We start from the raw sequence: 26,352 nt of genomic DNA, 5'->3' as shown, positions 1-26,352 counted from the left end.
AGGAAAAGTCCTAGTGAAGTCCAGAAATTGGATAATTTATTTTTTGGAGTTCCCTTAGCGTAGGCGTAGCCCGCCGTAGGCATCGCTCGCTTCTTGGAGAAAAACTTTTTAGTTTACTGATGATTGACGAATAGGGATTTGCAGCACAAATTCAGTGCCTTGATTAGGGATGGAAACACACTTTAATTTGCCACGGTGTTTTTCTGTGATAATTTGATAACTAATCGACATACCCATTCCAATCCCTTTACCAACGGATTTAGTGGTAAAAAATGGGTTAAATATTTTTTGTTGCACCTGAGAAGTCATACCTATACCATTGTCAGTAATCGCAATTTCGATCCAGTTAGTATCGATAACTGAAGTCTGAATTTTTATTTGCTGCGGATTCGTTTCTATTTTATCAAAATCCTGTTGCAGATTTTTCTGTTCGATTGCATCAATCGCATTTGTCAAAATATTCATAAATACTTGATTTAATTGTCCGGCATAACATTCGATTACAGGTAATTCGCCATAATCTTGAATAATCTCAATTGTCGGTCGCTCTGGTTTTTCTTTGAGGCGATGTTGTAAGAGCATGATTGTACTATCAATACCTGCGTGGATATCAACTTCTTTAAATTCAGCTTCGTCCATACGCGAAAAAGTTCGCAAAGATAACACAATTTGGTCGATACGTTCAGTCCCCACTTGCATCGATTGGAGCATTTTGGGTAAGTCTTTTTGAATAAACTCTAAATCGATTTCATTTAAGAATTCTTGAATTTCCACCTGTTTGATATGAGACTGCTGATAGAGATTGACCAAGTTTAATAAATCTTGCGTGTATTCTTTCACATGGCTAATATTTGCGTGAATAAAATTGACAGGGTTATTAATTTCGTGGGCAATTCCAGCAACCAATTGTCCCAAGCTCGACATTTTTTCTGATTGAATTAGTTGGGATTGAGTCAGTTGCAGTTCCTGCAAGGTTGATTCTAGCTGAGTTGCTTTTTGTGTTAGTTCATGGGTGCGTTCGGAAACTTTTTGCTCCAAACTATGGGAATATTCCTCTAATTGACAATACAACTGGGCATTTTCCAAGGAAATTGCTGCTTGGGCGGTAAGTAGTTGAATGACTTGCAGGCGATCGCTCGTAAATGCTCCTGTGGTAAGATTATTTTCTAAATACAGAATGCCAATTAGTTTTCCTTGTTGGCTAATAGGGGTACATAATACAGATTTGGGTTGGTGAGTAATAATATAATGATCGCCTGCAAATTGTGTCCAATTGCTCAAGTTTTCAAACACAGCCTTCTGTTGCGTCCGCGCTACCGCATAAATCAAACTTTGGGGAATTTCCTGACATCGATCTAGGGGAATTTCTAACCTTTGTGTTTGCTTTGAATCGGCTTGAGCAACCACTAACCATTGTTCGTCTTGGCGCAGAATTAAACGACCGATTTGCGCTCCTGCCACAGTGATCGCAATCTGCATTAAAGTAGCTAAGAGTTTTTCTAACTCAATTTCTTGGGAGATGGCTTGTGCTGCTTTGATTACCGCCGGAAAATCTAACCATAAATTCTGGTTGTTGTTGACGTTAGTGGAACTTCTCATCGAAGTTGCCGCGATGGTTCCCTCATTGGTAATCGCTAGGCTAGGAGTTTGGAGAATCGCCGTTAGTAGTTGGGGATAGTTTTGTTCTAAATGGGTGACTTTGGCTAATGCTCCCCATTTAGCATAGCAGTAGTAAGCTTCTTGCATATAGCCTGCGGCGACTTTATCTTTACCCCAATCTAGGTAAAATTTCGCTGCTAGTTCATTGGCTAATGCTGCTTCTTGGATATAGCCGTTTTCTTTAGCAAGAGAAATAGCGCGATCGTAAAGTTCAATTGCTTCTACTTTTTGGTTCAAAGCATGACACCGCTCTGCGCTAATCAAATCATATTTATGCAGATAGTTTATGGGTGCATAAGATGCACATTGCTGTATCTTAGCTAGGTTGTTGTCAACACGCTCAAGCAGTGCTGACTGCTGTAATGATGTTGCATGAGGATACAAAGCAAGTCTGGCTAAGGCATCATAAAAATACAATAAGGGGATAATATACAGACCTGGTACGCCGTCTAAATATTCTTCACAGATACTAACCGCAGCCAAACTCTGCTCGTATTCTGCAAACAAATAGCAAAGCATCACTTTGTTGATATGCAGGTGATAAACCGCAGGGCGATCGTTTGCTTGCTGATGCTGAGGCAGCATAATTGTTTCATCATAGATGTACCCCCGCAGTTGAAATGGAATATCAGATTTACCAAGGAGATTTAAAACACTTTGGTGGTAAGAAACAAAGTGATTATATTGGGTCATTTGCTTAAAATGGATAATTGCATTCCCGTAGGTTTCCATTTCTGCTAGAACTTCTGTAAGTTCACAACCTGTCATATAAAGATAAAATGTATATGGGAAAGCACACCAGACTGCCCACTCGATATCACCCATTTCCAGACCAGTAGCATACCCTTCTAAAAGAGGCTGTAAGGTATTTTTGAGAGGTTCTTTGTGATGTTTAATAAAAGTATTAAAAATAGAGAATGTTTTAGCTTTGAGTGACTTGGCATTCAGTCGATCTAACAAAGCGATCGCCAATTGTCCAAATTCGTATCCCTCCTCTATCTTAGAGAGAAAAGCAGAGAGAATTAAACCGTAGCTTGCATAAGCACATGCCGAGAACTTAGCATTACCATAGAGAACAGATAAGTTAACTTGTTTAAATACTATTAAAGGAAACATTGCCGGACAGCCATTATAGGCAAGTCCAAACATACCTGATAAAATTCGTAATGCTGCCAGGTGATAGTTATCCGTCATCAATGGCAAGTCAATTAATTCAGAGGGCTGACGATTGGCGAGGATTGTTTGCGTTTCTTGTAACCCCTGCATAAAATCATCTTGGGTGGGATTTTCTGGTACATCTACACCCAGTTTTTGCAAAATCTGTAAAGCCACAGAAATGCCTTGTAAAAGCTGATTTTGAGCTACACAGGCTTGGATTTTTACTTCATAAATTTTTACCTGTTCTAAACAAGTATGAGTGTGTTTAAGAACTAATTCTGCCCATGTTTCCATCTGCTCAAATTCTCCATCCATGTAGCAAGCTTCTGCTAGGGCTTCAGAGAGTGCTAATGTCAGATTATATTGGCTCTGCCAGCAGCGATCGCTATCAAGTAACTCAATCCCAATAGTCAAATATTCAATTGCCGCTTTGTAGGCAGTAGCTTCTTTAGAACGAGAGCCTGCGATTAAATTTAAATGAGCTAATTCATCTCGTTCTGTTTGATTATTTAATAGTATGTACCCCCGATTTAATTGACCAACAATCTCGAAAATTTTTGATTCCCGTTCTATTTCAGGTATACTTTTCAGCAAAAGTTGACCAATCTGTAAATGTGTTTTATGTTTTTTTGTTTGGGGAATTGAAGAATAAGCAGCTTGTTGCACGCGATCGTGCAAAAATTTATATTTAATCATTTCTGAAGTTGGTGAAGTCATCTGTTGATCTACTGCACCAACAAAAAACTTATAAATTTCAGTTTGCGGAATTATTAAACCCGACTGTAAAGCATTCCACAAACAGGCTGCTGTTCCTGTGGGTGTTTGTTCAAAAGCGATCGCCAATGTATTTAAATCAAAAGAGTTGCCAATACAAGCTGCCAGCTTAAGAATATTTTGGGTGGTTTTTGGTAACTTTTGCAACTGAGCAGCTAGAAATTCCACTACATCATCTGTCAGTGCTGCTTCCCGTATCCGAACCAGATCGCATTGCCAATGTCTAGCTTTGGTATCAAAAGTAATCAATTGGTCTTCATGCAGCGCCTTGAGAAACTGGGTAGCAAAAAAGGGATTACCCTGGGTTTTTTGATACACCAATTCTGCTAAGGGTTGCGCTAAGGCGATCGCACAGTTGAGGGTATCGGCTACTAACTGATTGAGACTGTTTTGGCTTAAGGATTTCAAGGTGATGGTATTTACCTTTGTCCCAGTTTTAGCGATCGCATCTAAAGTCAGCATCAATGGATGTGCTGCAAAGACCTCATTATCCCGATAAGCACCAATCATTAGCAAATAACCTGTTCCTGACTCCGCCATTAGCAGTTGAATCAGATTCAACGAAGCAGAATCCGCCCACTGCAAATCATCCAAAAACATTACCAAGGGATGTTCCGGCTGGGTAAAAACTTGAATAAACTTTTGAAATAGTAAATTAAACCGATTTTGGGCGGCGATCCCCGATAGTTCTGGTGCAGATGGTTGCATTCCAATGATGCGTTCTAATTCTGGGATCACATCAATGATCACTTGTCCATTCTCGCCTACAGCCTGTAAAATTTTATTTTTCCAACTTGACAATTGAGCATCACTTTCACTCAACAATTGCCCGATTAAATCGCGGAACGTTTGCACAAATGCCGAAAAAGGAATGTTGCGATTGAACTGGTCAAATTTCCCTTTGATAAAGTAGCCCCGTCGTTGGACTATTGGCTTGTGAACTTCGTTGATGATTGCAGTTTTGCCAATACCAGAAAAACCAGCAACAAGCATTACTTCGCTGTGACCTTGAGAAACTTGCTCAAACGCAGCCAATAATTGCTCAACCTCGATTTCTCGACCATAGAGTTTTTCTCTAATTAGGAAGCGATCGCAAATATCCCTCTGACCAATTTCAAAATAGTTAATTTCGCCAGTTTTTTTAAGTTGATACAAACAATTTTCTAAATCGTGCTTTAATCCCAAAGCACTCTGATATCTATCTTCGGCGTTTTTCGCCATCAATTTCATCACAATATCCGAAATTACTTGGGTAATTTTGAATTGCTCCAAAGGAGCAGGTTGTTTGGCAATATGACAATGCACCAACTCCATCGGTTCATCAGAGATAAATGGTAACTCTCCTGTCAGTAATTCATAAAAAGTCACACCCAAAGAATAGAAATCACTACGGTAGTCTATCCCTCGGTTCATCCTTCCAGTTTGTTCGGGGGAAATATAAACGAGGGTTCCTTCTAATACATTGGGACTTTTTATTTCTTGGTTTTCTTTATTGAGTAGTGAAGCGATACTAAAGTCGATTAGTTTAACTTGCTTGGTATCAGGATTAATCAGAATATTGGCAGGTTTGATATCTTTATGAATGATGCAATTGCGGTAGAGAATATCTAAGGTATCGCACAGAGCGATCGCAATTTGTAAAAATTCATCTAGAGACACAACATTATTCTTGTTGGCGAAATAATCCTTAAGGGAAATCCCCCCAAAATCTTCCATCACCAACATATAGGCATTTTGGTAAGGTTCTAGGCTGTAGATTTGGATGATTAGAGGATAGTTGAGATTTTTGGCGATGGTGTATTGATTGCGAAATTGTACTAGTTCGCTAAAGCTGGGATAAGGATTTTTCAGCAGTTTGATGACTACAGATAATGAGTCAGTCTCTCGATACCCTCGATAAACCAGGGTTCTCGAACCATCATAAAGTTCTTCGCTAAGGCAATATCCTGGAATACTAATCATATTACCAAATCTTAAGCACTAGATTTAGTATTCCCATACACGGGGTATGAGTATCATCAGAACATAAAACCGGGTTAAGCTTAAAAGCCTTATTCGCTAAGGGTTTTCCCAATAACGAAGGTCATTGACGCTCTGCTGATCATCGAGTCATTACTCAACAATAAAATAAGGATTTAAGCTTCTAAAAATGCTTGTATTACTCATGTAATATCTCTTAACCCAGTTTTCTGCGCGAATGCTACTCATACCCCAATTAGTTTACAATCTCTTTAAATGTGTTCGGGGGTAGGCAGTTCGCTTTTCCTTACAACTAGCAGATGCCCCCGGTGCAATGCTGAGTTTAATCGGCACTACACAGCACAGGTGCATTGAGATTGTGAGTGCGGTTGGATGGATGATACTGTGTAGAGCGTTCGTCGCAGACGTTGGCGTAGCCATCGCTCTAATTACTTCCTTGAAGCTAATGTCTGCTGACTCAATTGCATCACTATATTTTGGGGCAATGGCTCTATGGCAGCATCCGTAGGCAGAGATTTAATAAAAGCTGTTACCTCTTCCCCAGTTTTGTATTTCCCCTCACTCCAAGCATCAGCAATCTCTTTCGCCACCTGATTAGCCTGGGGTCGTTGAGTCCTTTTTTATCTCCAGCGTTACTGGTGCCACTACAGGGGAATCCCCCACACAAAATGTCGAATTGTCCTTGGTGGCAGTGGTAATTGGTGATATCTGGATGAATAGGGATTTCTGATTGTTCATGGCGCAATTGTGATTGAGAATAAGGGGAGATTTCAACAAACTGCTGGACTTGGAAATTATGGGATAAACCAATAACTTTGATTCCGTGGTGGCAGAGTCCGCTGATGCCAAAGAAAAGCGAGAGGACTGATTTCATAAGGCAATTACCTCAGACACCAATTCATCCGGCACTTCAAAAATCCCCAGTTGACCAATGTAAGGAATCGGTGTAATCTCGCGTGGATTCTCCAGCTGACAGTAATATTGCCCAGGCATCCCCCAACCAGACGCAACTTGTGAGAATCGGCAATCAACTATTGTGACAATACCGATGATTTGGCCGCGACGGAGACTTTTTAGTTCAGGGATTACTACCCTCATGCAATGACCGAATTCTTTCGCTAGCTGGTACTCTTTTTTGGTGCAAGTTTTGGCGGCGTGAATGAGAATGTCGCCGCGATAATTGATAGGCCAGCCTCGGTTTTCAACATTTTTGAGAGTATAAAGGGGTATTAGTATATACCATTGGAACAGAAAACGGGGTTAAGCATTATTACATTAATAATACAAATTTATTTCGACGCAAAACCTGGTTTTCTCGTTAAGTAAGTACTTGGTAACTTGAAACATCAGTTACTAAAACCTTCAATAAAAACCTTATAGGATAAGACTTTTAAGCTTAACCTGGTTTTCTGTTCCGATGATACTTGTACCCCTAATTTTTTGTAGATGGTGAAAGTTATGAAGAGTGAAGGGGAGCAGGGATATCAGGATAACGTGCGTGCAATAATACTAAAAGTATTTAACTTTGATACCAACCCATCTGGAACAAGTGATGCAAACATTAGGGAAAGCAATTAAGTCCTCATTGTCGAAGGTAATTGTGATTGGGGGTGGAATTGGTGGGTTAACTTTAGCCCGTGCCTGCCTAGATGCAAATATCGAAGTAGAGGTATACGAGAAGCGTCAACTGGATTCAATGCTTTCTGGAGCAGGAGGTATATTTATTCAAAGAAATGCGATACGAGTTTATCAACTTCTTTGGTTAGGAAAAATATATCAACGTTTTTATGCACAGGGAGGCAAAATTTTAAAGGGTGGTTTTTCTAGTAAAGATGGAACTCCACTGTACATTAACTCACCAAAATTTGCTGGTGAAGAAGACTTAGGTATATGTCTCTCCAGAGGAGAATTACAACAAATTTTGTATGAAGCATTGCCTTATGGAATAGTACGTACCGGGATGAATTTTGAGAAATTTGAGGAAACTGAAGATGGTGTACGAGTTGACTTTCAAGACGGCAGTACAATAACTGGCGACATATTAATAGGCGCGGACGGTCTTTATTCACAAGTACGTGCAAGTCTATTTGGTCAAGAAAAATTAGAGTTGCCAGTCTACAGTGGCATGTGTTGCTGGAGAGGTTTTTTCAACGGCTCAAGTGTTGCATTAGATAAAGAATATAGTTGGATGGAATTTTGGGGTCAAGGAAATCGTTTTGGATATTTTGATGTCGGCGGAGGGCAATTCTCGTTTTATGCCTTCAACAATAGTGAACAAGGTGGAAATGACGACTTAGTTGGGGGTTCCTTGAATGCATTGAAATTAATATTTTCAGACTATGCCGAACCTGTACCTTCCATCCTCAAGGTTTTAGAAAACGAAAGCATTTATCGGGATGATATTTTTGATCGTCAACCTTTAGGAAATTCTTGGGGTAAAGGAAGAGTAACTTTAATCGGAGATGCAGCACACCCTGTCCAACCAAATCTTGGTCAAGGAGGTTGTATGTCCATAGAAGATGCCTTTGAACTGGCCAAGTTACTTAGAAAGGGAGCAAGCTCCGATCAAGTTGTGTTACTATTGCGTCAATTTGAGAGTAGCCGTAGCAAACGCGTAACTCGTGTATTTACGACTTCTCGGCAAGTTGGTCAGCTTGGACAAACTAACTCTGCAATGGGATGCCTCATCCGCAATTGGATTTACAAACTGACTCCTACTTGGTTAGCTGACTTGCAGTTTAAATGGTTGTTTGATTACCAACCTTCTTGGAAAGAATAGTCTCAATTACCTAGATACAGATTAAGTTTATCGATATCAGAAGCTTGGTTAAACCAGCAAGCCGGATAATAACATGACCCAGGTATCCGTTCCATAGGGCATGGTAGTATTTGGGGGTTTAGTAACTTTAGCTACTCAATGCCAACAGTATTTTCAGAAATCTTGGGATATTGAGTGGGCTTTTAAGGGCGAAACTTTGTATTTATTACAATGTCGTCCGATTACTCGGAGTTTTGCTTAAATTCCTAATTTTGGGAGAGAGCAGAAATACCTGTCTTTTTACTTAAATTTATATTCATTTTGCAGTTAACACCAATTAAAAAAAAGAATGCGACAGATACGCACTGCCAAACCTTGTTATATCTGGCTTTCTTAATTTTGAATTTTGAATTTTGAATTTTGAATTGTAATAACACTGTGGAAGAATTAAATCAAAAACAATCATGGACTGAACGGGCATTACTACTAACAATCGGTCTAGGGGCGATGCTAGCACCCTTAAACTCGACCATGATTGCGGTAGCTTTACCTCGTTTAATCGCCACCTTTGATACTACTGTGACGGCAGCTAGTTGGCTGGTAACTACTTATTTAATTGCGATGGCCGCGCTACAACCAGTAGCAGGTAAATTAGGCGATCGCATCGGTAGACGCAGCTTAATTTTAGGTGGCTTTATTTGCTTTGGGGTGGTATCAATGGGCGCGGCGGTAGCACCAAATTTACCGACATTAATTTTCTTTCGGTTGTTGCAAGCAATTTCTGGAGCGATCGCTATTCCTAATGGTACTGCTTTAGTGCGGGAAGTTGTTCCCGCCCATCGTCGGGCTACGAGTTTTGGGTTGGTCAGTGCGTTAATTTCTTTAGCTGCTGCAATTGGCCCTCCCTTGGGTGGTTTATTAGTGCAATTAGCTGGCTGGCAAGCGATTTTTTATATTAACATTCCCCTAGTTATAGCCGCAGTTAGCTTAGGTTGGTGGACAATTCCGGCACGTGAGGTAGAAAGTAGCAGACAATCATTTGACTTCATCGGTGCGCTATTACTAGCAATGGCATTATCGGGAATTGCTGCCATTTTTACCCAAAGTCGCCATAGTTCTACCTTCCTGCCAACCTCGATTAACTTAGTTTTAGTAGTAGGACTAATTATTGTATTCTTGTGGCATGAATTACGCCATCGCGATCCGGTGATTCAAATTCGTTTCTTTCGGCATCGAGTCTTTGCTGCGGCGAATGGGGCGATTGGTTTAAGTAACTTAGCAATGTATGTCACTATTCTTGCCTTACCTCAGCTATTAACTCAACAGGGTGGTTGGAATGACTTTCAAGTGGGATTGGTACTGTCTGCGCTCTCTGGAACCTTAATCATCAGTTCACCTTTTGGTGGTCGCTTGGCAGATCAATTTGGTCGTCGTTGGCCGACAGTTGCCGGTTTAGCTTTATTAACTATTGGTTTTGTACCATTAGTTATTACTGCCGGAAAAATCAGCCTTTTACCTTTAATTCTTTGCTTGGCAATAGCTGGGACGGGGCTAGGTGTTTCTATGACTGGGTTGCAAACATCGGCTATTGAAGCATTACCAGCAAAAGAAGCTGGGGTTGCCTCTGGGGTATTCTCAACAAGTCGTTATTTGGGTAGTATTGTGGGATCGAGTTTACTTGCTAGTTTACTTAAGTCAGCCTCAGGTGAAGATAGTAGATTTGGGGCAGTATTTTTATTAGTAGCGATCGCTGCTTTCGTTTCATTTTTAGTTAGTTTTGGTTTACAAAGCAGAGTAGTTCTAGCTAATCACCAAAAAAGCTAAACTTTGCCTAAACCTTTAAAAGGGTGGCTACCAAGTTACAGTTATTGCAAACATTACTATGATTAACTCTCAACCTCCACTGCCACAACCTCAACTAGAGCCTGCGGGTATTATCTTTGACCAATATGTAGAATTTACCCCAGAAAAGTTGGAACTCTGGGACGGATACCTGGGCTACGGCGGACAAAACCAACTTGGGTTTGATTTAGCAGTTTTAAGAAATATGGGACTACTGACAGCAATTCGTCATACAGAATTGTCACTTTGGATAGAAGCGCTAGACCGTCATCTAAAAAAAAATTAGAAACCGTCAGCGCTCAACCTGAAGTAGCCGAAGCTTTGCTAAATCGCCTAAATCGAGCAATGGAAGATTTGGCAGCAGTGGCAGAGTATTTGGAGGGATAGCAATACAAAAGGTATTTTGGCTTACTAGGCAATAAGTATTTTGTACTGATGTGATATAAACGTTACACAGCAACTTGAATCAAGCTAATATTCTCCTCAAGAATATTTATTTCATCTTGAGATAGTATTTTAGGTTGCATTTGTTGCAGGTCAAGCAGTACCATTTCGGTATCCTCAGTATTAAACTTATAATACTCAGTTAAACTGCCGATGGGATAATTAAAGCCCCGATAGCGGTGTTTGAAATACAGTTCAATATTACCTCTATGCTCCCAAGTTTCTAATACTCTAATAGCAACACTCGAATAATGAACAAGTAAATCAATTTTTACTTCTGCTACTCGCTTGACAACGGGTCTTTGGGTTACTCCTATCTTGTACAAAGTGCCAATATTCGTTTCAATCTCCAAAAAATACAGACTAGAGGATAGAATACGTTGAAGTTGAGCGCGATACAGCTTTAAATCAGTAAGTCGATATGCTAAATCTGGGGCATTTTTATACAGAGCGTGTTTAAAAGCTAGCTCTAGCTTCAGCAGCTTTTTAAATAATAGCGGCTCTTGCACATCGTTGAATTGCTTGAACTTTAGCGCCCCAACAGGAATTTTACCCAAATCACTAAATTCATACTCAGGTGGAGTTAAACATATGTTTTTTCTTAACACTTCTGCTTTGAGTAAACCAGGAGTAACTAAGTAGGAACTAATAGGGTAATTTTTGGCTCCGTACTCCTTCCAGAGCAGTTTTAACTGTGCCAAATCCTTACCAGATAATTGAATATTGAAATTATCATAGAGTGGGAGAGTAGGGAATTGTCGGTTAGCTATGGGGCGACAAGTTTCTCCATGATGAGCAAAATGATGCTCTTTCATCTTGCCTTTTTTAGCCGTTAGATCACCATTACAGTAAGGACACTTAAGTGAAGTCTTCCCCCTGTTGATATCTTCAATACATATCAAGATACCTTCTTCATTTACACCATATTTCAGCCACATTGCCACACCATTATTGAATAGTTAAAGTCGCTTTTACAAGTGTGCTTCAACTTTTCAAAAATGTATCTATCTTCTGGAATAGTGTAATGTTGATTTGAAGAATGTAAGTGCAATGGAGTGAAGCCGCTTCATCGTCGCCCCTTGAGCTGCTTTCCTCCTCATCTGAGATGATAAATATTCCTTGTATGAATAAATACTAAAAAAATTCTTAGAGGAAAAGCCTAAAACTCAATTTAATTCGCTTGAAAAACTAAGCGGTTGTCTTGGCTGCTATCTGGAGGATAAAAAGCACAAACTACGGAGCGATGCCTACGGTGGTAAATTACGCTTCTGTGCTTTCAAGCGAGTCAAGCTACTATTTGTGCCATCGCCTCAGCAGTCAATAGTAATTAGTCATGTTAGGAGGCAGCAGTTGTCTCCCTATCTTTGAGCGTATCCGCCAAATTTCGTGCTTGGTTGATGAAATCCATGTTTTAGTAAACTGTTGTTTTGAAAATTTAGTATTTAGTTCAGCTTCTCCCCTCAAAGCTAAGAACCACATCAGCATTAATCATGAACTTCCAGGGGAATATTTAAAGTCATAGTAAGTGATTTATAGCTTTAGTCTGTGGTAAGTCAAAAACTGAACTATGAAGCTATTTTAGCTGTTTTATTAACTATTTAGGTAGATTTTTCTTGACACAGCAATTAGTGTTCTATAACGCATTTGATATCTATTCATTTACCAATCGCTTGAGCATAAATCTTATAAAGCAAATATTAAGCTTCACCGTAACATTGTTTAACATTCTCTCTTGTAGCCAGTGCCTTCGCCAAAGGGAAGCGCGATCGCTATTGTAGCTAGAGCGTCATAGCTAAGTGTAAAATTCGCTGCAATAAACTTGATTCCTGCTAAGAAACTTTTGAATTTAACGATATTGCAAGCATCAAGCTCTTTTTGAGTAGTGATAATTTGTCCAATCCCCGAATAAATCGGTTTTTCAAGCTTAGGTTTGGCATCACTATCGCCCTGTTTAGCAAGCGCTAAAGTATGAGAATATGTCATAATATATTAAATAATTTAATTACAGTTTTCAATAACATTATAGTTAAACATTCCCATTATTAATAATCGTATAGATGCGTTTTTACAATTTTTTACCGATAAATTTTAAAATCAAATAATAGCTTAATTATTTGCATTTTCAAGTAAATATCAATCTATCTTAATTAGAAAGCAGAATTTCTATAACTTTAAATTATTTACCATAAGCTTTTGCTTAAAATAGTCAGATTCCAGGAATTCGACATAGTATATTTCTTGTAACCAAGCTTTCAAATTGCATTTGCAAAGCAATAGCCGTTACTGGGTCATTAAGTAATACACCAGCTTCAATATTACGCTCGTGAGCCGCTTCTGTAAAATTAGCGGAGGTCACAAGTACACGCTCCTTATCTACAACAACACACTTGGCGTGTAAACAAGCTTTTGATTCTACACCCAGCGTCAGCGATCGCGGATCGTGAAATACTTCAGGTAGTCTTTTTCCTGGCCAAATATCTTGACGAAAACTACTGGCAAACTCCCGTAGTAAAGTAGATGTTGGTACTTCACTGTTATGCGGTCGATTAACGTTAAGAAACATTCGCACATTTAATTCTGGGTTAAAATCCATTCGTTCTGCCAGCACCATAAATAACTCTCGTGCTTTTTGTCTTTTATCAATAGCAAAGCTAGAAATCAGAACGCTTATTTTGGCAGTGCTAAACAACTCGCGCACAACAACACTAGTATCGCGGCTTTGAGAACCAGCAATTTCTGGGCCAGTCCAAACCAAATCAACGCGTAGGCGTAGCCCGCCGTAGGCATCGCTCACAGCTTGAGATGTACTTCGTTCCTCTGCCAAAAGTCGCAGTGTATAAGCAATATGCTGAGAATGTACGCCCATAACATTGAGGCGGTTGAGTTCATCAACTATGTCTCGATTTAAAGCCGCAGGGATGTAGTTAGCTACATTGGATATAGAAAAGGGCGGGGAAAGTCTGCCAGTTTCTAAAGCTGCTGCTAAATTAACAAGGGCTGGACGACTGAGGTTGAGAAAAACCATCAAACAAGTACCTGATCTGGAAAGAATTCTGCTCCTAGTCCCTCAACAGTAGCCACAACCAATGCTCTATCGAGAAACTCATTGCGGCGTTCGCAGGAAGTTTCCGCGATCAGTAGGCATCCGTGACAAGCAGATCCGTGTAAAAATCTTTCCTCTTGTACGTTATCTGGTTGATGTTGAGCGCATACTGGATCGTTAGAACAAAGTTTTCCCAACTCTAGGGCAACATTCAAATGTTCTTCAAGTTGATTCCCGACTTGTACAAGTCCTCCTAAAGTCCCTTCAGAACCGGGAGAACCGGTATATAAAAGGATGCCATAACCTGCATCACTGGCATAGATGCGTTCACGAATTGAACTAGCTGCATAACCACACTCCAAAGACACTGCTGTAATCAAGAGGTGTGATAGGGAATGGAGCATAATATAAGGAAGTCCAGGGAAAATGGCTTTTTCAGGGGGAATGCCTTTGCGATCGCGCCAGACATTGAAACCTCTTTCTAATTTTTGCCCCTGTTGTTTAACAGCCTTCCGTTGCTGCCAATCTTTTATCGCTTGTTTGTTGAAGGCAATAAACACCCCTTCGCCTTTATTTTCAATCGCAGGCACCCATTGACGTTCAAAATCCAAATCAGCACGCCGCACATTAATGCTTAAATCATCAATTTCTCCTTCAATATTAGGGATGGATGCCTCAAAACGGGTAAAGCCAACTTGGGCAATCACTTCTCGCAGACGATGCACTAACACTACCTGTTCTATAAATGGCAATAGTGCGGGATTGAAATTATCTAACTTGCGTTTACTAGCGTAAAACTCATCATTAGAAGTACCTATTTCTGCTGAACAAGAAAGTAAGGCTTCAATTTCTACTTGTTTGATGGTTTTAGAATCGCTGCTTCTTCCACTTTGACGGCGTTGAATTTCTGCCCAAACCACCTCTGCTCCAAATTTAGTTAAATCAGCATATTTAGGATTCCTTTTCAGATTTTTTTGCACTTCATCCAAGTCTTCCAAATATTCCAAGTCCTGTAAGTAATGGCGATCCACTACTTTTTTCAATTGCTCATCAGCATCTGGAATCGAAATCACGCTGAGGGTTTGAGCAAAATAGGCATTACTAGCAGAACGTACCAAAAGACGGTTATGTTCTGGTTCGTTGGTTTGGACAATATTACCTGATTTATCTGGGACACAGACCCAACAAGGTTCCTGAGCTTTAGCACCCAGCCAAGGACGATGCCCAAGGCATTGTCCGAAAACTTTGGAATTTTTGGCTTTAGCTATGGAAAGTGGACGACGAGCTTTACAGCCATCACAGCGCACAAAAATTTCTTCAAAGTCATTGCCAGAGCCACCTTCATCTAGCCACAGTTGTCCCCGACAGGTGGTTTTAAAATCATTATGGGCAAAGGCGTACCAGTCTATATCGCTTAGATGTCCATTTATACAAGCTTGCACAAAGCGGACTGGTACGTATGACACGCGCTGTCCTTCAAATTTTGATCCCTCCTTAACTGTTCGCCAGTTAGCTAGGGGACGGGTACGGTAATCTTTCCCGTTGAAGCGAATGGTTTGATCGACTTGAGCTACAAACCAAGCAGGAAAAATAAATGCATCCACACCAGTAAGAGGCATATTCGGGTCTGAAGTCTCTCGTGGTGGACTAAATAGTTCGATATTCTTAACTTGCAGCATTTCGCAGACTTTATCTTTCAAACGGTCTTCACGAATGGGCTGCATTTCGCCTTTCCAGTAGGTCAATCCCCCAATTACTACCGAGTATTTAGGTAAATCTACCATCGCTCCCGGGCCAAAGGTTGATAGAAGCTGGCTTTGGCGGATTTCTGCTTGTGGTTTTATTTTATTATTTGACTTCTTCATTAAACCTCTTCCTCTATTTCTAAACCAACGGGGTCACGCACAAAAAGTTTCACTACTGGCTCGACATCCCGCAAGCTGCGTTGGGCTTTGAATTTCTGCCGATCGCTACTTTCTTTGTCCGCCTTGGGGTCAAGGGCATCAAGTAGTAAAGGGGCTGCCATCTCTATTTCATTGCGTTGATATTGTAGGCGTTGGTCTTGCACGGCAATATGTTGCCATGTATCTAAACGGTCTATAACTTGTCGCCGGATTTCTTGACGCAGACTTTCGGCTTCATCGGCTTTTAAGGGGCTATGTCCTTCTGCACGTTTAACGATCGCATCCACAACAAAATTTAAAAGCAGGCGATGTTGGCTAATTTGAGCAGCACCAAGAGGCGCTGTCATCTCTGCATTACCTAATCTGGCAAGGGCAACGGTAACACCTGATAAACCCCGATCGATGGCGCGGGGTGAGAAGGGGGTAACGCTACTTGCTTCGACTGTGCGGTAGAAAGTATCATGCCAGATTTGAAAACGTTCGTAGTGAGAGCGATCGCGCGGTCGGTGAATGTTGAGTAAGGTAACGACTAAACCAGGTTTTTCAGCTTCTCGACCGACGCGGCTGGTGGCTTGGATGTATTCAGCAGTGGTTTTCGGCTGTCCTAAAACTACCATCAGCCCTAAGCGCGTGATATCTAGCCCTACGGAAATCATGTTAGTTGCTAGAGCAATATCAACTCTTTCTTGATCATGAAAAGGTAAAGCTAGACGACGTTTGGTATTAGCAACTTTGTTAGTGCTGATGCGAGAGGTTAATTCTTCTGGTTCATCATCAATTTTGCGATCGCAAAATAAGCTAAACGGTTCTTGGTAGCGACGGCGATCGCCATAATGACTCAGGCGCGAGTTTACCTCATCTTCCACTAGGCGGCGACTACCACCCAATTCCCGCAGGGAATTAAAATAACCTAGCAGTGTCATATAAGGGTCAGCAGGATTATGCGGATTTGTTTTCCCGCCGGCATCTTCCCAAGCTTGTTTAGCTGCTCCCAACAGGGCTAAGTATGCTCGTAACAGAACTACCTTGAGGCTGCGTCCTTGGGCTACAACTCCGACATAAAGCCGTCCAGGTGTTTTGGTAATTGGTACGGTTTCGGCAAAAAAGGAGTCGTGGCGATCGGGCCCAGGAGGCGGAAAAATATCTACCTGGCTGTGACTAAACAAAGCTTGAATTTGGCGCTCCGCACGGCGGACTGTAGCGGTGGAGGCAATAATCTTCGGTCGAATAGTTTTATTATTGTGCGTCACACTACACAGAACATCGATAACCGTTTCGTATAATCCCACCATTGTTCCCAGAGGCCCAGAAATCAAGTGCAATTCGTCTTGAATAATCAAATCTGGTGGGGGTAAATTTTTGTCTAAGGCTCGACCTTTGGTTTTAGCATCAGCTGGCCCAGTGAATCCTACTTTTTCATCAAAATGAGTTACCTTGCCAAATAGCGCTCCAGTTTGACCAACCCAAGGCAGATTCGCAAATTTATCAACGGTGGAAATTATGAAGCAAGGAAGCCGTCGATAGATTTGTTCATCTACGGCAATGATGGGTAGGGGATTGTTGCCTTTAAATACACAAGCAGGTTTACCATCTGCGTGTTTTTTCCGGTTGTCGCAGATTACCCGCAGGTCAGTAGGTGCATCGGCAAGTGGTAAAAGTTGAAACGATCGCGCTTTCAATTCCGTGCCACACCAAGGACACCTTTCTAGGGGAATCGGCTTTGGTTTATGAGGGTAATGCCGATCAAATTCATGAGTCCGCGCCCAAGCTGAATTATCTTTGTCGCCTTTTTTACCCATTTTATTGGGTGTGGCACCCTGCCCAACCCACAACCCAATCTCAAAGGGATGCTTACCTAGTCTAGGATTTTGCTGACGTTTTAGTTCTAAGGCACAGACAAGGGTTGCGGCTCTTTCCAATTGGTCTAGGGTCAGGAGGCGCAGAGTGTAGCGCATGAGAACGCTGACACCAGCAGAGTGGATACTAGGATCGCGCAGACGACGCAGCACCAGAGTGAACGCTGCCAACCCTAAATAGGCTTCGGTTTTGCCGCCACCTGTGGGAAAGAACAGCAAATCTACTATTTCCCGATCTGGATGTTCTGGTTGAGCAATGCTCAGGATGTTCAACAGCAGAAAAGCTAGCTGGAAAGGTCGCCACTTCGGTGGTGAAAAGTCTTCAGGGGATTTGTCTGGATTATCGTGAGTTAGGCGTTGTCTTCTAGCAGTTGCTAGGGCTTGGTTAGCAATTTGAAAAGCTTCTAGCACCAGAGGATCTTCTAAAGCTTGTAATCCGGCGGCTATGCGTTCTTTAATTCTGCTAGCTGTGGTTAATAATTCACTAGCAATCTTTCTCTGGTGCGGTTCAGTGGGGGCTGCGGCTTGCTGTTGGGTAATCCAGTCAGTATATTCAGACACCATTGGGTAAACCATCTGACATATTGTTGCCGCGTCTTTTGCCTTAGCTAGTGCTTCCATGCCTAGTTCTAGCCCCGGAATTTCTGCTGGTTCTACTCTGGCCACCTCTGCTGTGGGCATCCAGTTAGTACGAATTTCTTGACAGATATGATTCGAGCTAAGGATAGTAATAGCAGAAACATTGTGTCCAACAGCATATTCGCAATCGTTGCGGTATTGCAGGCTTGACACCGCTTCGTCTCTGTCTTGGCTGTTTTGCCCCCGCAAGTTAGGGCGGGATACAAAAGCGTCAGCAGTGCGGATGGTAAGGCAAGCTTGAAAAATAAAACTGATGTCGTGCTTTTGGTTGGGATTGTTGCTGCGATAGTTAACTAAGAATACTGAAACTGAACGCGTACCAACAGGGAGTTTTTGTTGAGGTGATGAAGCTACAGCCCGATTTGACACAAATAACTTTAAACCGTTGCTGTCTGGAACGTCAATCTGAATTTTTCGCTGATTTCCCAGCAGGGAAATAGGCATATTAATGCAATGAGGAGAGCGTTGCCATAATTCTTGCTTGGCCGACTGGGGATTCTCGCTATCATCTAATTCTGTTTCGCTTTCAATAAATTGGTAGTCACCCCACTGCACAGTTATATTCAGTTCGGTGGTATTTTCTGGTAGAAGAAAGCTCAAGCCAATGGAAGAAGGAAAGTGAGCTTTACGGGCTGAGGAGGTTTCGGGAGCATTGGCATCTTCATTAGTATCACTGCTACTAAGTTGTTCGAGTGTGTCGTCTGCTGTTTCGTCCGATCGCACTTCAACAGGCGCTCCAAAAGGTACTAAAAAACCGGTAAGATACCACTTAGAAGGAGCTTGGGTGAGGATTTCCTCGGCATATTCAACATCATCAGGGGTTGGCCCCACCAAGTCTAGTTGCATGGCGCGGATTAGATGCGATCGCACTTCGGCAGATGTGGTCATAATGAGGGCAGGGAACAGGGAATAGGGAACAGGGAACAGTAAGTGTTCATAAATGATTTAGGATGGCTATGCTTTTTTGGGAATTCATCGGTATGGCTAACGTTGAACCTGTCACATAGAAGTAGAGGGAAAATCAGGAATAGTTAAAGTCGTTTCCGTCGCCTTGCGAGATTTGGCTACTTTTTTAGTATTCCCTTTTGCCTTGGATTTCTCAGCAGCTTTACCGCCTAAAATTTCTGCTTCGGCGCGTTGCTGGTTGAGTTCGAGTAAACGGGCTAATACTTCGTCGTGAATTTCTTCGGGCCAACGGTAGCGCCAAGGCTTTTTCTTCTGGCGTTTGCTGGTGCTTTCGTCGTCTTCTTCGTCTTCGTAGTCAAGCAGGAAGGTGCAGTCTGTGGAAATGTCTGTCCAGCCGTAAGCATCAAGGACGGCGCGATCCATTTGGGCGTGGAGTAAGCGTAGTTGTAAAATATCGGGGTGGCGTTCCTCGGGATCGTGGAAGCGGTTGTATGTGTCGGTGAGTCCTTGGTTGTTGCGAACCATTAAGGCGGCGCGATATTCGTAGTAGGTTTTTCCTACAGCTTCTAGGATGGGGCTGGTTTCCCAGTTTTCGGGGAAGGGGAAGGTTTCAAAGCAATCTGAGGGGGTGTAACGAAGCGTATCTCCCATTGATGAACCTAAAAATCTTGTCCATATTTCATGTATGCGAGATTGTAAAATACAGAAAAATGAATTTTGGTCATTTGCAAATACTATCAATGAATCAGAATGAACAATTTTACTTTGTAAAAATGCAAATGAACTATGTTGATTAACACGAGAAACAACTAAGACCCGATTAAGTTGAGATATTGCTCGAAATAAAGCTGGTGTCGTTTCACCAAAACGCCACCAATATTTAGCACGAATTTCTCGATTTTGTGCTAATCTTGCAGGTTTAACTTTTTCCTCTATAATATTCATTAAATCAGGATAATTCCTCGCTTCCTCCTCACTCATTTCACCCAAATTAATCACATACCGATGATGTGCATGAGTAGGACTAGAATTGACTTCTTCACCTCCAAGATAAGGAAATATTCTTTCTAAATTTTTGGAATTTTTTACAATTAATTTTTGCATTTCTGCTATTGGTGTTGCGTCCTGCTTATCATCATCAAAAGTAAACCCCATTCCATAAACCATACTACCTTTAAAACTCTTGCCAGCATTTGCTAATAATATCTTTGGATTATTGTTTACTGCTGTATGAAATAGAAAAGCGGAAATTAAATCAACTTCTTTATTATCTAAGCATTTTTTACCTACATAATTATATAACCATTTATCTTTAATATATTTACCCTTAAAGAGATTAATAACACTCACTACAACAGCAGCTAAACCCGGCCAACTTAAACGTTTTTTTGCATTATAAATAGTTCCGCCATTTTCACAAATATATCTTAAACCAGTACTGCGTGTATCTCCTTGCGCTATACTATTAGTAGCGATAAAGCCAAAAGTGGCATTTTCTCGTAATAACTCAAACGCCCTTCTAAAAAAGTATGATACTAAATCCCCTTGACCTCCAGATTCGGGATTAACAACTTTCAACCAATCTAAATAACTATTACCAAAGTTAGAAGAAATTTTACTTCCACCCAAAAAAGGCGGATTACCAACAATCGCATCAAAACCCGGATTATCTCTATCAAATACTTCTGGAAATTCAATCTCCCAATTAAACGCGGGAACAGGTTTTTCACCATACCGCAACTCTGCACAAATTCGCCTGACATCTAAATCATCTTCTTGATTTTTCTGCCTATTATAAAACTTTAACCATAAATTATCACGCTCATCCTTTCTCGCCTTGTCTTTATCCTTGGCGAAAAATGAAGCTATAACCAAATCCCCTTTCAGCCGAATATCATGCAATTCCGTTTCTATATTATTGTAAAAATCGCGTTTTGCTGCATAATTATCCTCATCTAACTTGTGAATTTCATCTCTGTCAAACTTCACCTTCTCCATCGAGAGATTAAACAAAGGTAAATTTGGGTCTGTATAGGTTTTATCTTCATCCCAATTAAACGTTTTTATTTGTTTAAAGGTTAACCCAACTAAAGAATCTCCCCACTTCAAAGCATGGTCTAAAAATGTAAAAGGATGAGCTTTCGCCAAAGTCGCCAACCACAAAGATAACTTAGCCAAATTCACTGCAAAAGGGTTTTTATCCACACCATACAAACACCGTTGCGCCACTAACCGCCGCGCATAAAGTAACGGTTCTTCATCAATTGGAATTTCAGGTAATACGTTTTGCTTATTCCACGTTTCAACTAATTTTTCAGCCAACTGACGACAACTTTCCACCAAGAATGCGCCCGAACCCATCGCCAAATCACAAATTTTCAACTCTAAAATCTGCTCAGGTGTCGGGTTTTCTCCCAAAGCCGATAAAATCGGTCTGAGAGTTTCTTTCACAATCGGCTCAGTCAAAGCACGAGGCGTATAATGAGAACCACTACGCCGCCGTTCTTCCCCCGGTTGCAAATACAGAGAACCCACAGGCATTAAACTCGGCGTTTTCGGTGATACCTTGCGTCCTAAAGCCGCCACTACATCCTCTGGTGTCCTCGCATCCTTTAACTCTGTCAGCGATTTACCAGTAATTTCGCAACCCGCAACATCCTTTAAATATTTAGCCCGTTCTCCCACCTTAGCTTTGAGAACTTCCTCAACGCTGACAACAACTGTCACCGAAGATTTAGAACCTTTGGGTTTACTCCAAACACCGATAGCAGGACTACTTGCTCTTTCTACCTCGTAGCCCATAATAGCTTCATAAACAGACCCAATTTGTTCAACATCCAAAGAACGATAAGACAGACGTTCTCCATCCAGTACCAACAAACCTTGCAATACCCTGTGAATTACCCCATCTGACACGCGAGGGGGTTCGAGACTTTCCCCCGTTTGATATTCTGTAGATTGGGGACGACCTTCTAAAAACGGATATTCATCTGGGTCAAATAGTTGCCCATGACGAGCAGGTAAGTACAAATCAGCATGACCGCCGCCGTCGTAAACCAAACGGAACAGACTCAGCAACCATGCCCAAGCACCATACCTCTGATCCATTGTATCCGGGTAGTTGCCTGCATCTTCTCGCAAGCGCTCGTAAAGTCCACTGACTGAGTAGTAGCGTGTATAAACTGCATCTTGAGACATCAGTCCCCGGTCTTCAGCGTAAAGCAGGAACACCAACCGCAGCAAGATAGTAATCAGTCCACCGTAAATATGCTGAGGCGCAGTAGTGGCAATGTCACTCACTAAGCGGCTTTTACTGCTTGCATCTGCTATTTGGAAGCCGCGCAGTAAATCCCATAATGCCTCTAATACCTGCTCTGCAAGCTTTATAGAGACATCGTTTTGATATTTCCGACTTTTTTCCAGGATTGCAGACAAACGGCGATCGCTCGGAACATTAAACAGTCGGTCAGCCGAGAGTAACATCTCCATTGCACCCAAAATCAGCCGTCCAGATACCTCACACATTGCCTGTACAGGAAAAGTCAGGTGTCCCGATGACTCCCCAAGTGGTGCATATACCAAACGCAATTCTGTACCGTTGCACAATAGCCCAGTATAAACTTTCGTTTCTTTCAAAAGCCGCTCAAACTTAGACTGGGGGCTGGCGTGCCAACCAGTAGATTTACTATCCTCCGCGCCTGCATTGTCAAGTTCAGTACCATCAGGAAGCACCTGTACCAGCATCATCCAGTTGCCATTAGGGTCGGGTACAGCATAAGTGGGTGTCAAAACTTCGTTGTAATCTGGGAGTGCGATCGCTAATTCCTCTGGACTGGCAACTAAATCTTCTGCTTGCCAACCCAAAACATTAATAGTAAAAGCAGAAAAATCGTCAATTCCAAAGGTTTCCTTGTCTATGTCACTGGAGAGGGGTTCGCGTCTGGCAACTTCTTGCAGCGTTTGTTGCAGTTCCACCACATTGCGGTTAACCACAGCTTGGGCTGCTGACAATGCAGGAGGAGAGACTACCAACCCCACAGGCTGGAGAAAGCCCAACCATTCTTTATGTAAGCGAATTTCTGGATCGTTTGCCATTGTTTACACTTCCTCTAGCCGGAAATCGGCCATAAATAAATTACGCCGACTGGCTCAATCCGCACTGCTTTCACTTTGTAGGCGGCTTCAATCCGGGCTGGTTCTGAAATTAGTTCGGTTGCGATCGCTTGAAGGCGTTTTTCCCAATGGCGACGGTCTGCATCCAATTGACGCTGTTCTTCTATGAATGGAAGAGACAACTGCACTGCCTTAGATTCTTCCTGACACTTGATAATTCGCGTCTGTTGTTCTTCCAGAATCTTCTTCATCTCACTAGCTTCTTTAGTACCCCGATTGACCAGCTTTTTCTCAGCACTTTCTGCCAAACCTGTGGCGCGGCGTTCCAAATGGGGAATTAATTCTGCTACATCTTGGGCAGCACTTTTTTTCAGTCGCTCTTTCACCCCTTCGGCAACTTGCAGCAAGTGTGGGGAAGCTAGGGAATTTTCCAGTAATTCCAGTACGTTGTCTTTCTCACCTTCTCTTAAAGGCTGAAGTTTCTTGCGTCCCCGACTGGTTGGATCTGACCACTCTGCGGCGACTGCAATCACCTGATCGTGTAAGCGAGAAGCCCGTTCCCCGTATAGAGCCAGCCGTCCCAGTGCAATCACTTTTGGCATGGGGTCATCAGTCAGACAAACACAAGCACGAGTTAATTCATCATGCAAGAAACCCTGAGCTAAAAATCTACTCAGTAAACGCTGGACAATTCTGTGTTCTAAATGCAGATGAACTACATCCCCATCTAAAGAACCAGGATCTCGAAAGACTACAGGGCGAATCGGTGCTTCTTTCCGCCATTCCCAAGGCTTTTGTCCGATTTTTCGAGGTGTTCTCAGGGTATCAAGTGTTGTTGACCATGTTGGATCTGCACCAGTACGCTGGTCGAGAGCCGGAATTGTCCAACGCGCAGTTACAGGATTGTTAGCAACCTCATTCACATCTACAGGGGCAAGTGTTGGGACTCCCAGAATTTCTAAAGAAGCAGAGATGGCATCACGAAAGTGGTGGTCATCTAATCCCAACCAATCCCGCGATTCTTTCAACATTTCTTGTAAATTCTCTACTTGTTTAGTCAAATCCTGTTGGCGGAGTCTAGCTTGTTCTAGTTCCTCGTTAATTACTTGCGTGTTTACTGTTTCTTTGTTATTAAGTTGTTCTGCCTGATTAATCGAATCGGCAAGATTATTTACTTCTTGATGACGAATACCATTAGCTAGTAAGCGTGATACATTTCTTTCAACCACTGGTGCAAGGCTGCCCAGTTCTTGTTGAATCGTGGCTGTTTTCCGCACCAATACATCCAATACTTTGTCTTCTGTGCGTTGCGGTAAGACAAAGTAATAACAATGGACAACAGGCGATCGCTGTAATTTGCGGTCAATCCGTCCGTTACGCTGTTCCATCCTTGATGGGTTCCACGGCACATCAAAATGGAACAAGTCAGCACAATTGTTTTGGAGGTTCACCCCTTCTCTTGCTGCATCTGTGGCAATCAGGATTCGCAGGGGATGACGTGCCGGGTCAGCATTAAATGCACTTTTAATAGCTTCGCGGCGTTCTTCTCCAATGCCCCCGTGAAATACATCTATGCGTTCATGTTCGCGGTTAGAGCCTGCGATGCCTACGGCGGGCTGCGCCAACGCACTTTGTAATTGCTGTTGTAAATAACGTTTAGTATCTGTATATTCTGTAAAAATAATTACTCGCCGTTCTAACCAAGCAGCATTTGGTTGACCCAGATCGGGACAAAGATTTTGGCGAATCCACTTCACCAGTTGTTGAATTCGAGGATCTGGCTGGTAGCGAGAGGAATTCGCTACATCTGCCATTTCATCTAAAATTGCTAATTCCCGCGCACTCTGTCCGGCAGCTTGCATAGTAGCTGCTACTATTTGAGCATCTTCTTCTGCAATTACTTCCTCTTCGGAAAATTCAGCCCGTTCGTCATCTGCACCAGGGGATTCAAACAGCAACGGTAGACTGACTTGATGTATCGAAGGACGGTTCGCCGTTTGTTTTTCCATCGCCGTCCGATGCACCTTTAAAGTCCGAGCAAATGCTTCAATGGAAGACAAAAGACGCTTTTGTAGTGAAGTAATTACTAACATCGCCGTAGTCTGGGTAGACTTCGCTGCATCTTTGAGTCGTTCCTCACGCAGATTGCGATATTGTTGCAGCAATTGGGATAATTTGAGTTCTGGCGCGTCTTCTGGCAGGTTATCAATAACTATAGGAAGAACGTAGCGTTGGGGAAACTCTTCTCCGATCTCCCGTAAATCTTGTTTTAAGCGTCGCACCATTACAGTGTCCAGCAACTTGCGATTACGAACGGGTACTCCTCGGCAGAAACGCTGGGGATCAAGAATTTCTAGTAAGGCGGCGAAGCTGTTGGAATGCCCGTTGTGGGGTGTTGCAGACAAAAACAGCTTGTGTTCAAAACGCGGTGCTAAGTCTCGAACAGTGCGTGTTAACTGTGAATCCACAGCATATTTTGCACCACTCGCAGGTGCAGCATTGTGAGCTTCGTCAAGGATGAGCATGGAAGCAGCTGCAAAATCACCAAGCCAGTCCCGTAACGGTGCGGCATAGGTTTCATCTCGTAGCAAGGCGTGGGAAATAATGAACCTAGTGTGTGTCATCCAAGGGTTAATTCCATAACCCCGTTCTTGACGACGCGCAGCAATAAACTCACGGTCAAGAATCATGAATGTGAGTCCAAAGCGACTCTCCATTTCTTCTTGCCACTGTCGTACTACTGACGGCGGACACGAGATAACGACTCGTCTAACCTTTTGCCGCATCAACATCTCACGCAGTATCAGCCCTGCTTCAATTGTCTTGCCCAACCCTACATCGTCAGCAATAAACAAACCAACTCTTGGCATCAGCAAAGCTTTACGTAGCGGCTCTAATTGATAAGCTTTGACTTCTATACCGGCTCGGTAAGGCGCTTGAAAAAGCTTGGCATCTGTGGAGGTTACGCAATTCCACCGTAATGTGTGCAGATAGGCAGAAAATAGACGCGGATTATCAAAACCTCGATTCGCTATGGAATCCCATGATGTCGCCCCTACGATTTTGGCATCTATTTCCCGTTCCCATAGGACTTCTAGCGATTCTCCTAACGCATCATCTTCTAAACAAGAAAGGCTAACTTTAGTGTCTTGCTCTGGAGACGGTTTCGACACAACTTCTTCTACAAGATACTGCCGCGATCGCACGCGCACAATTTGTCCAGTTATAACCTCAGTCACTTGCATTTCCCTCTGAATAGACTCGCAGCAGCTCTTT

15 protein-coding genes are annotated in these 26,352 nt (G+C 42.3%); 4 read left to right on the top strand and 11 right to left on the bottom strand.

Translation table 11 applies throughout. The features are described 5' to 3' along the window. Window positions 1-108 precede the first annotated feature (108 nt). The 4 genes from ACFE90_RS08450 to ACFE90_RS08435 form a co-directional block, all read right to left on the bottom strand. Complete coding sequence (locus tag ACFE90_RS08450) at window positions 109-5,553, bottom strand: AAA family ATPase (RefSeq protein WP_375499493.1); 5,445 nt, start codon at window positions 5,551-5,553, stop codon at window positions 109-111. Window positions 5,554-5,999: 446 nt separating this feature from the next. Continuing rightward, the gene (locus ACFE90_RS08445; protein ID WP_375499497.1) at window positions 6,000-6,161 is read right to left on the bottom strand and encodes a hypothetical protein; all 162 of its coding nucleotides are present in this window, start codon (window positions 6,159-6,161) and stop codon (window positions 6,000-6,002) included. Further along, entirely contained in the window at window positions 6,101-6,445 is a 345-nt protein-coding gene (locus ACFE90_RS08440) for a DNA cytosine methyltransferase (protein WP_375499491.1), read from the bottom strand. The genes ACFE90_RS08445 and ACFE90_RS08440 overlap by 61 nt, the downstream gene beginning before the upstream one ends. Beyond that, window positions 6,442-6,669, bottom strand: a complete 228-nt coding sequence (locus ACFE90_RS08435) for a hypothetical protein (RefSeq protein ID WP_375499489.1) — start codon at window positions 6,667-6,669, stop codon at window positions 6,442-6,444. The genes ACFE90_RS08440 and ACFE90_RS08435 overlap by 4 nt, the downstream gene beginning before the upstream one ends. A 427-nt stretch (window positions 6,670-7,096) precedes the next feature. Here ACFE90_RS08435 and ACFE90_RS08430 point away from each other — a divergent pair, with 427 nt between their 5' ends. The 4 genes from ACFE90_RS08430 (at window position 7,097) to ACFE90_RS08415 (ending at window position 10,457) form a co-directional block, all read left to right on the top strand. After that, window positions 7,097-8,350, top strand: coding sequence for an FAD-dependent monooxygenase (locus tag ACFE90_RS08430; protein WP_375499487.1), 1,254 nt, complete (start codon window positions 7,097-7,099; stop codon window positions 8,348-8,350). Between the two features lie 100 nt (window positions 8,351-8,450). Continuing rightward, window positions 8,451-8,591 (top strand): PEP/pyruvate-binding domain-containing protein, encoded by a 141-nt coding sequence (locus ACFE90_RS08425; protein WP_375499485.1) that lies wholly within the window; start codon window positions 8,451-8,453, stop codon window positions 8,589-8,591. Between the two features lie 158 nt (window positions 8,592-8,749). After that, complete coding sequence (locus ACFE90_RS08420; protein ID WP_375499483.1) at window positions 8,750-10,153, top strand: DHA2 family efflux MFS transporter permease subunit; 1,404 nt, start codon at window positions 8,750-8,752, stop codon at window positions 10,151-10,153. Window positions 10,154-10,211: 58 nt separating this feature from the next. Beyond that, entirely contained in the window at window positions 10,212-10,457 is a 246-nt protein-coding gene (locus ACFE90_RS08415) for a hypothetical protein (protein WP_375499481.1), read from the top strand. 163 nt (window positions 10,458-10,620) lie between these two features. Here ACFE90_RS08415 and ACFE90_RS08410 read toward each other — a convergent pair whose 3' ends face one another. The 7 genes from ACFE90_RS08410 to drmD all read right to left on the bottom strand — a co-directional run bounded on the left by ACFE90_RS08410 (window position 10,621) and on the right by drmD (window position 26,315). After that, entirely contained in the window at window positions 10,621-11,430 is an 810-nt protein-coding gene (locus tag ACFE90_RS08410; RefSeq protein WP_375499479.1) for a GIY-YIG nuclease family protein, read from the bottom strand. A gap of 904 nt (window positions 11,431-12,334) precedes the next feature. Beyond that, window positions 12,335-12,598: a hypothetical protein gene (locus tag ACFE90_RS08405; protein WP_375499477.1), complete on the bottom strand. Its 264-nt coding sequence runs from the start codon at window positions 12,596-12,598 to the stop codon at window positions 12,335-12,337. A gap of 223 nt (window positions 12,599-12,821) precedes the next feature. Further along, window positions 12,822-13,640, bottom strand: coding sequence for a DISARM system phospholipase D-like protein DrmC (gene drmC, locus ACFE90_RS08400; protein WP_375499475.1), 819 nt, complete (start codon window positions 13,638-13,640; stop codon window positions 12,822-12,824). Next, on the bottom strand, window positions 13,640-15,523 hold the full coding sequence (drmB, locus tag ACFE90_RS08395) for a DrmB family protein (protein WP_375499473.1): 1,884 nt from the start codon (window positions 15,521-15,523) through the stop codon (window positions 13,640-13,642). The genes drmC and drmB overlap by 1 nt, the downstream gene beginning before the upstream one ends. Beyond that, window positions 15,523-18,945 (bottom strand): DISARM system helicase DrmA, encoded by a 3,423-nt coding sequence (drmA, locus tag ACFE90_RS08390; RefSeq protein WP_375499471.1) that lies wholly within the window; start codon window positions 18,943-18,945, stop codon window positions 15,523-15,525. The genes drmB and drmA overlap by 1 nt, the downstream gene beginning before the upstream one ends. 111 nt (window positions 18,946-19,056) lie before the next feature. Continuing rightward, window positions 19,057-23,058 carry an Eco57I restriction-modification methylase domain-containing protein gene (locus ACFE90_RS08385; RefSeq protein WP_375499469.1) on the bottom strand — a complete coding sequence of 1,334 codons (4,002 nt, stop codon included), beginning with the start codon at window positions 23,056-23,058 and terminating at the stop codon, window positions 19,057-19,059. A 14-nt stretch (window positions 23,059-23,072) separates the two neighbouring features. Next, window positions 23,073-26,315, bottom strand: coding sequence for a DISARM system SNF2-like helicase DrmD (drmD, locus tag ACFE90_RS08380; RefSeq protein WP_375499467.1), 3,243 nt, complete (start codon window positions 26,313-26,315; stop codon window positions 23,073-23,075). Between the last annotated feature and the right edge of the window lie 37 nt (window positions 26,316-26,352).

The sequence above is a fragment of the uncultured Nostoc sp. genome, from assembly GCF_964245445.1.
Taxonomy (GTDB): domain Bacteria; phylum Cyanobacteriota; class Cyanobacteriia; order Cyanobacteriales; family Nostocaceae; genus Nostoc.
The sequence above is the reverse complement of the archived record's forward strand: the minus strand, read 5'-3'. Positions and strand labels throughout refer to the sequence as shown.

Excerpts from the sequence above, each read along its gene's own strand:
- ACFE90_RS08405 (WP_375499477.1), bottom strand. The coding sequence starts at position 12,598 with ATGACATATTCTCATACTTTAGCGCTTGCTAAACAGGGCGATAGTGAT.
- ACFE90_RS08415 (WP_375499481.1), top strand. The coding sequence starts at position 10,212 with ATGATTAACTCTCAACCTCCACTGCCACAACCTCAACTAGAGCCTGCG.
- ACFE90_RS08440 (WP_375499491.1), bottom strand. The coding sequence starts at position 6,445 with ATGAAATCAGTCCTCTCGCTTTTCTTTGGCATCAGCGGACTCTGCCAC.
- ACFE90_RS08425 (WP_375499485.1), top strand. The coding sequence starts at position 8,451 with ATGGTAGTATTTGGGGGTTTAGTAACTTTAGCTACTCAATGCCAACAG.
- drmB (WP_375499473.1), bottom strand. The coding sequence starts at position 15,523 with ATGAAGAAGTCAAATAATAAAATAAAACCACAAGCAGAAATCCGCCAA.
- ACFE90_RS08385 (WP_375499469.1), bottom strand. The coding sequence starts at position 23,058 with ATGGCAAACGATCCAGAAATTCGCTTACATAAAGAATGGTTGGGCTTT.
- ACFE90_RS08410 (WP_375499479.1), bottom strand. The coding sequence starts at position 11,430 with ATGAAAGAGCATCATTTTGCTCATCATGGAGAAACTTGTCGCCCCATA.
- ACFE90_RS08450 (WP_375499493.1), bottom strand. The coding sequence starts at position 5,553 with ATGATTAGTATTCCAGGATATTGCCTTAGCGAAGAACTTTATGATGGT.
- drmC (WP_375499475.1), bottom strand. The coding sequence starts at position 13,640 with ATGGTTTTTCTCAACCTCAGTCGTCCAGCCCTTGTTAATTTAGCAGCA.
- drmA (WP_375499471.1), bottom strand. The coding sequence starts at position 18,945 with ATGACCACATCTGCCGAAGTGCGATCGCATCTAATCCGCGCCATGCAA.
- ACFE90_RS08435 (WP_375499489.1), bottom strand. The coding sequence starts at position 6,669 with ATGAGGGTAGTAATCCCTGAACTAAAAAGTCTCCGTCGCGGCCAAATC.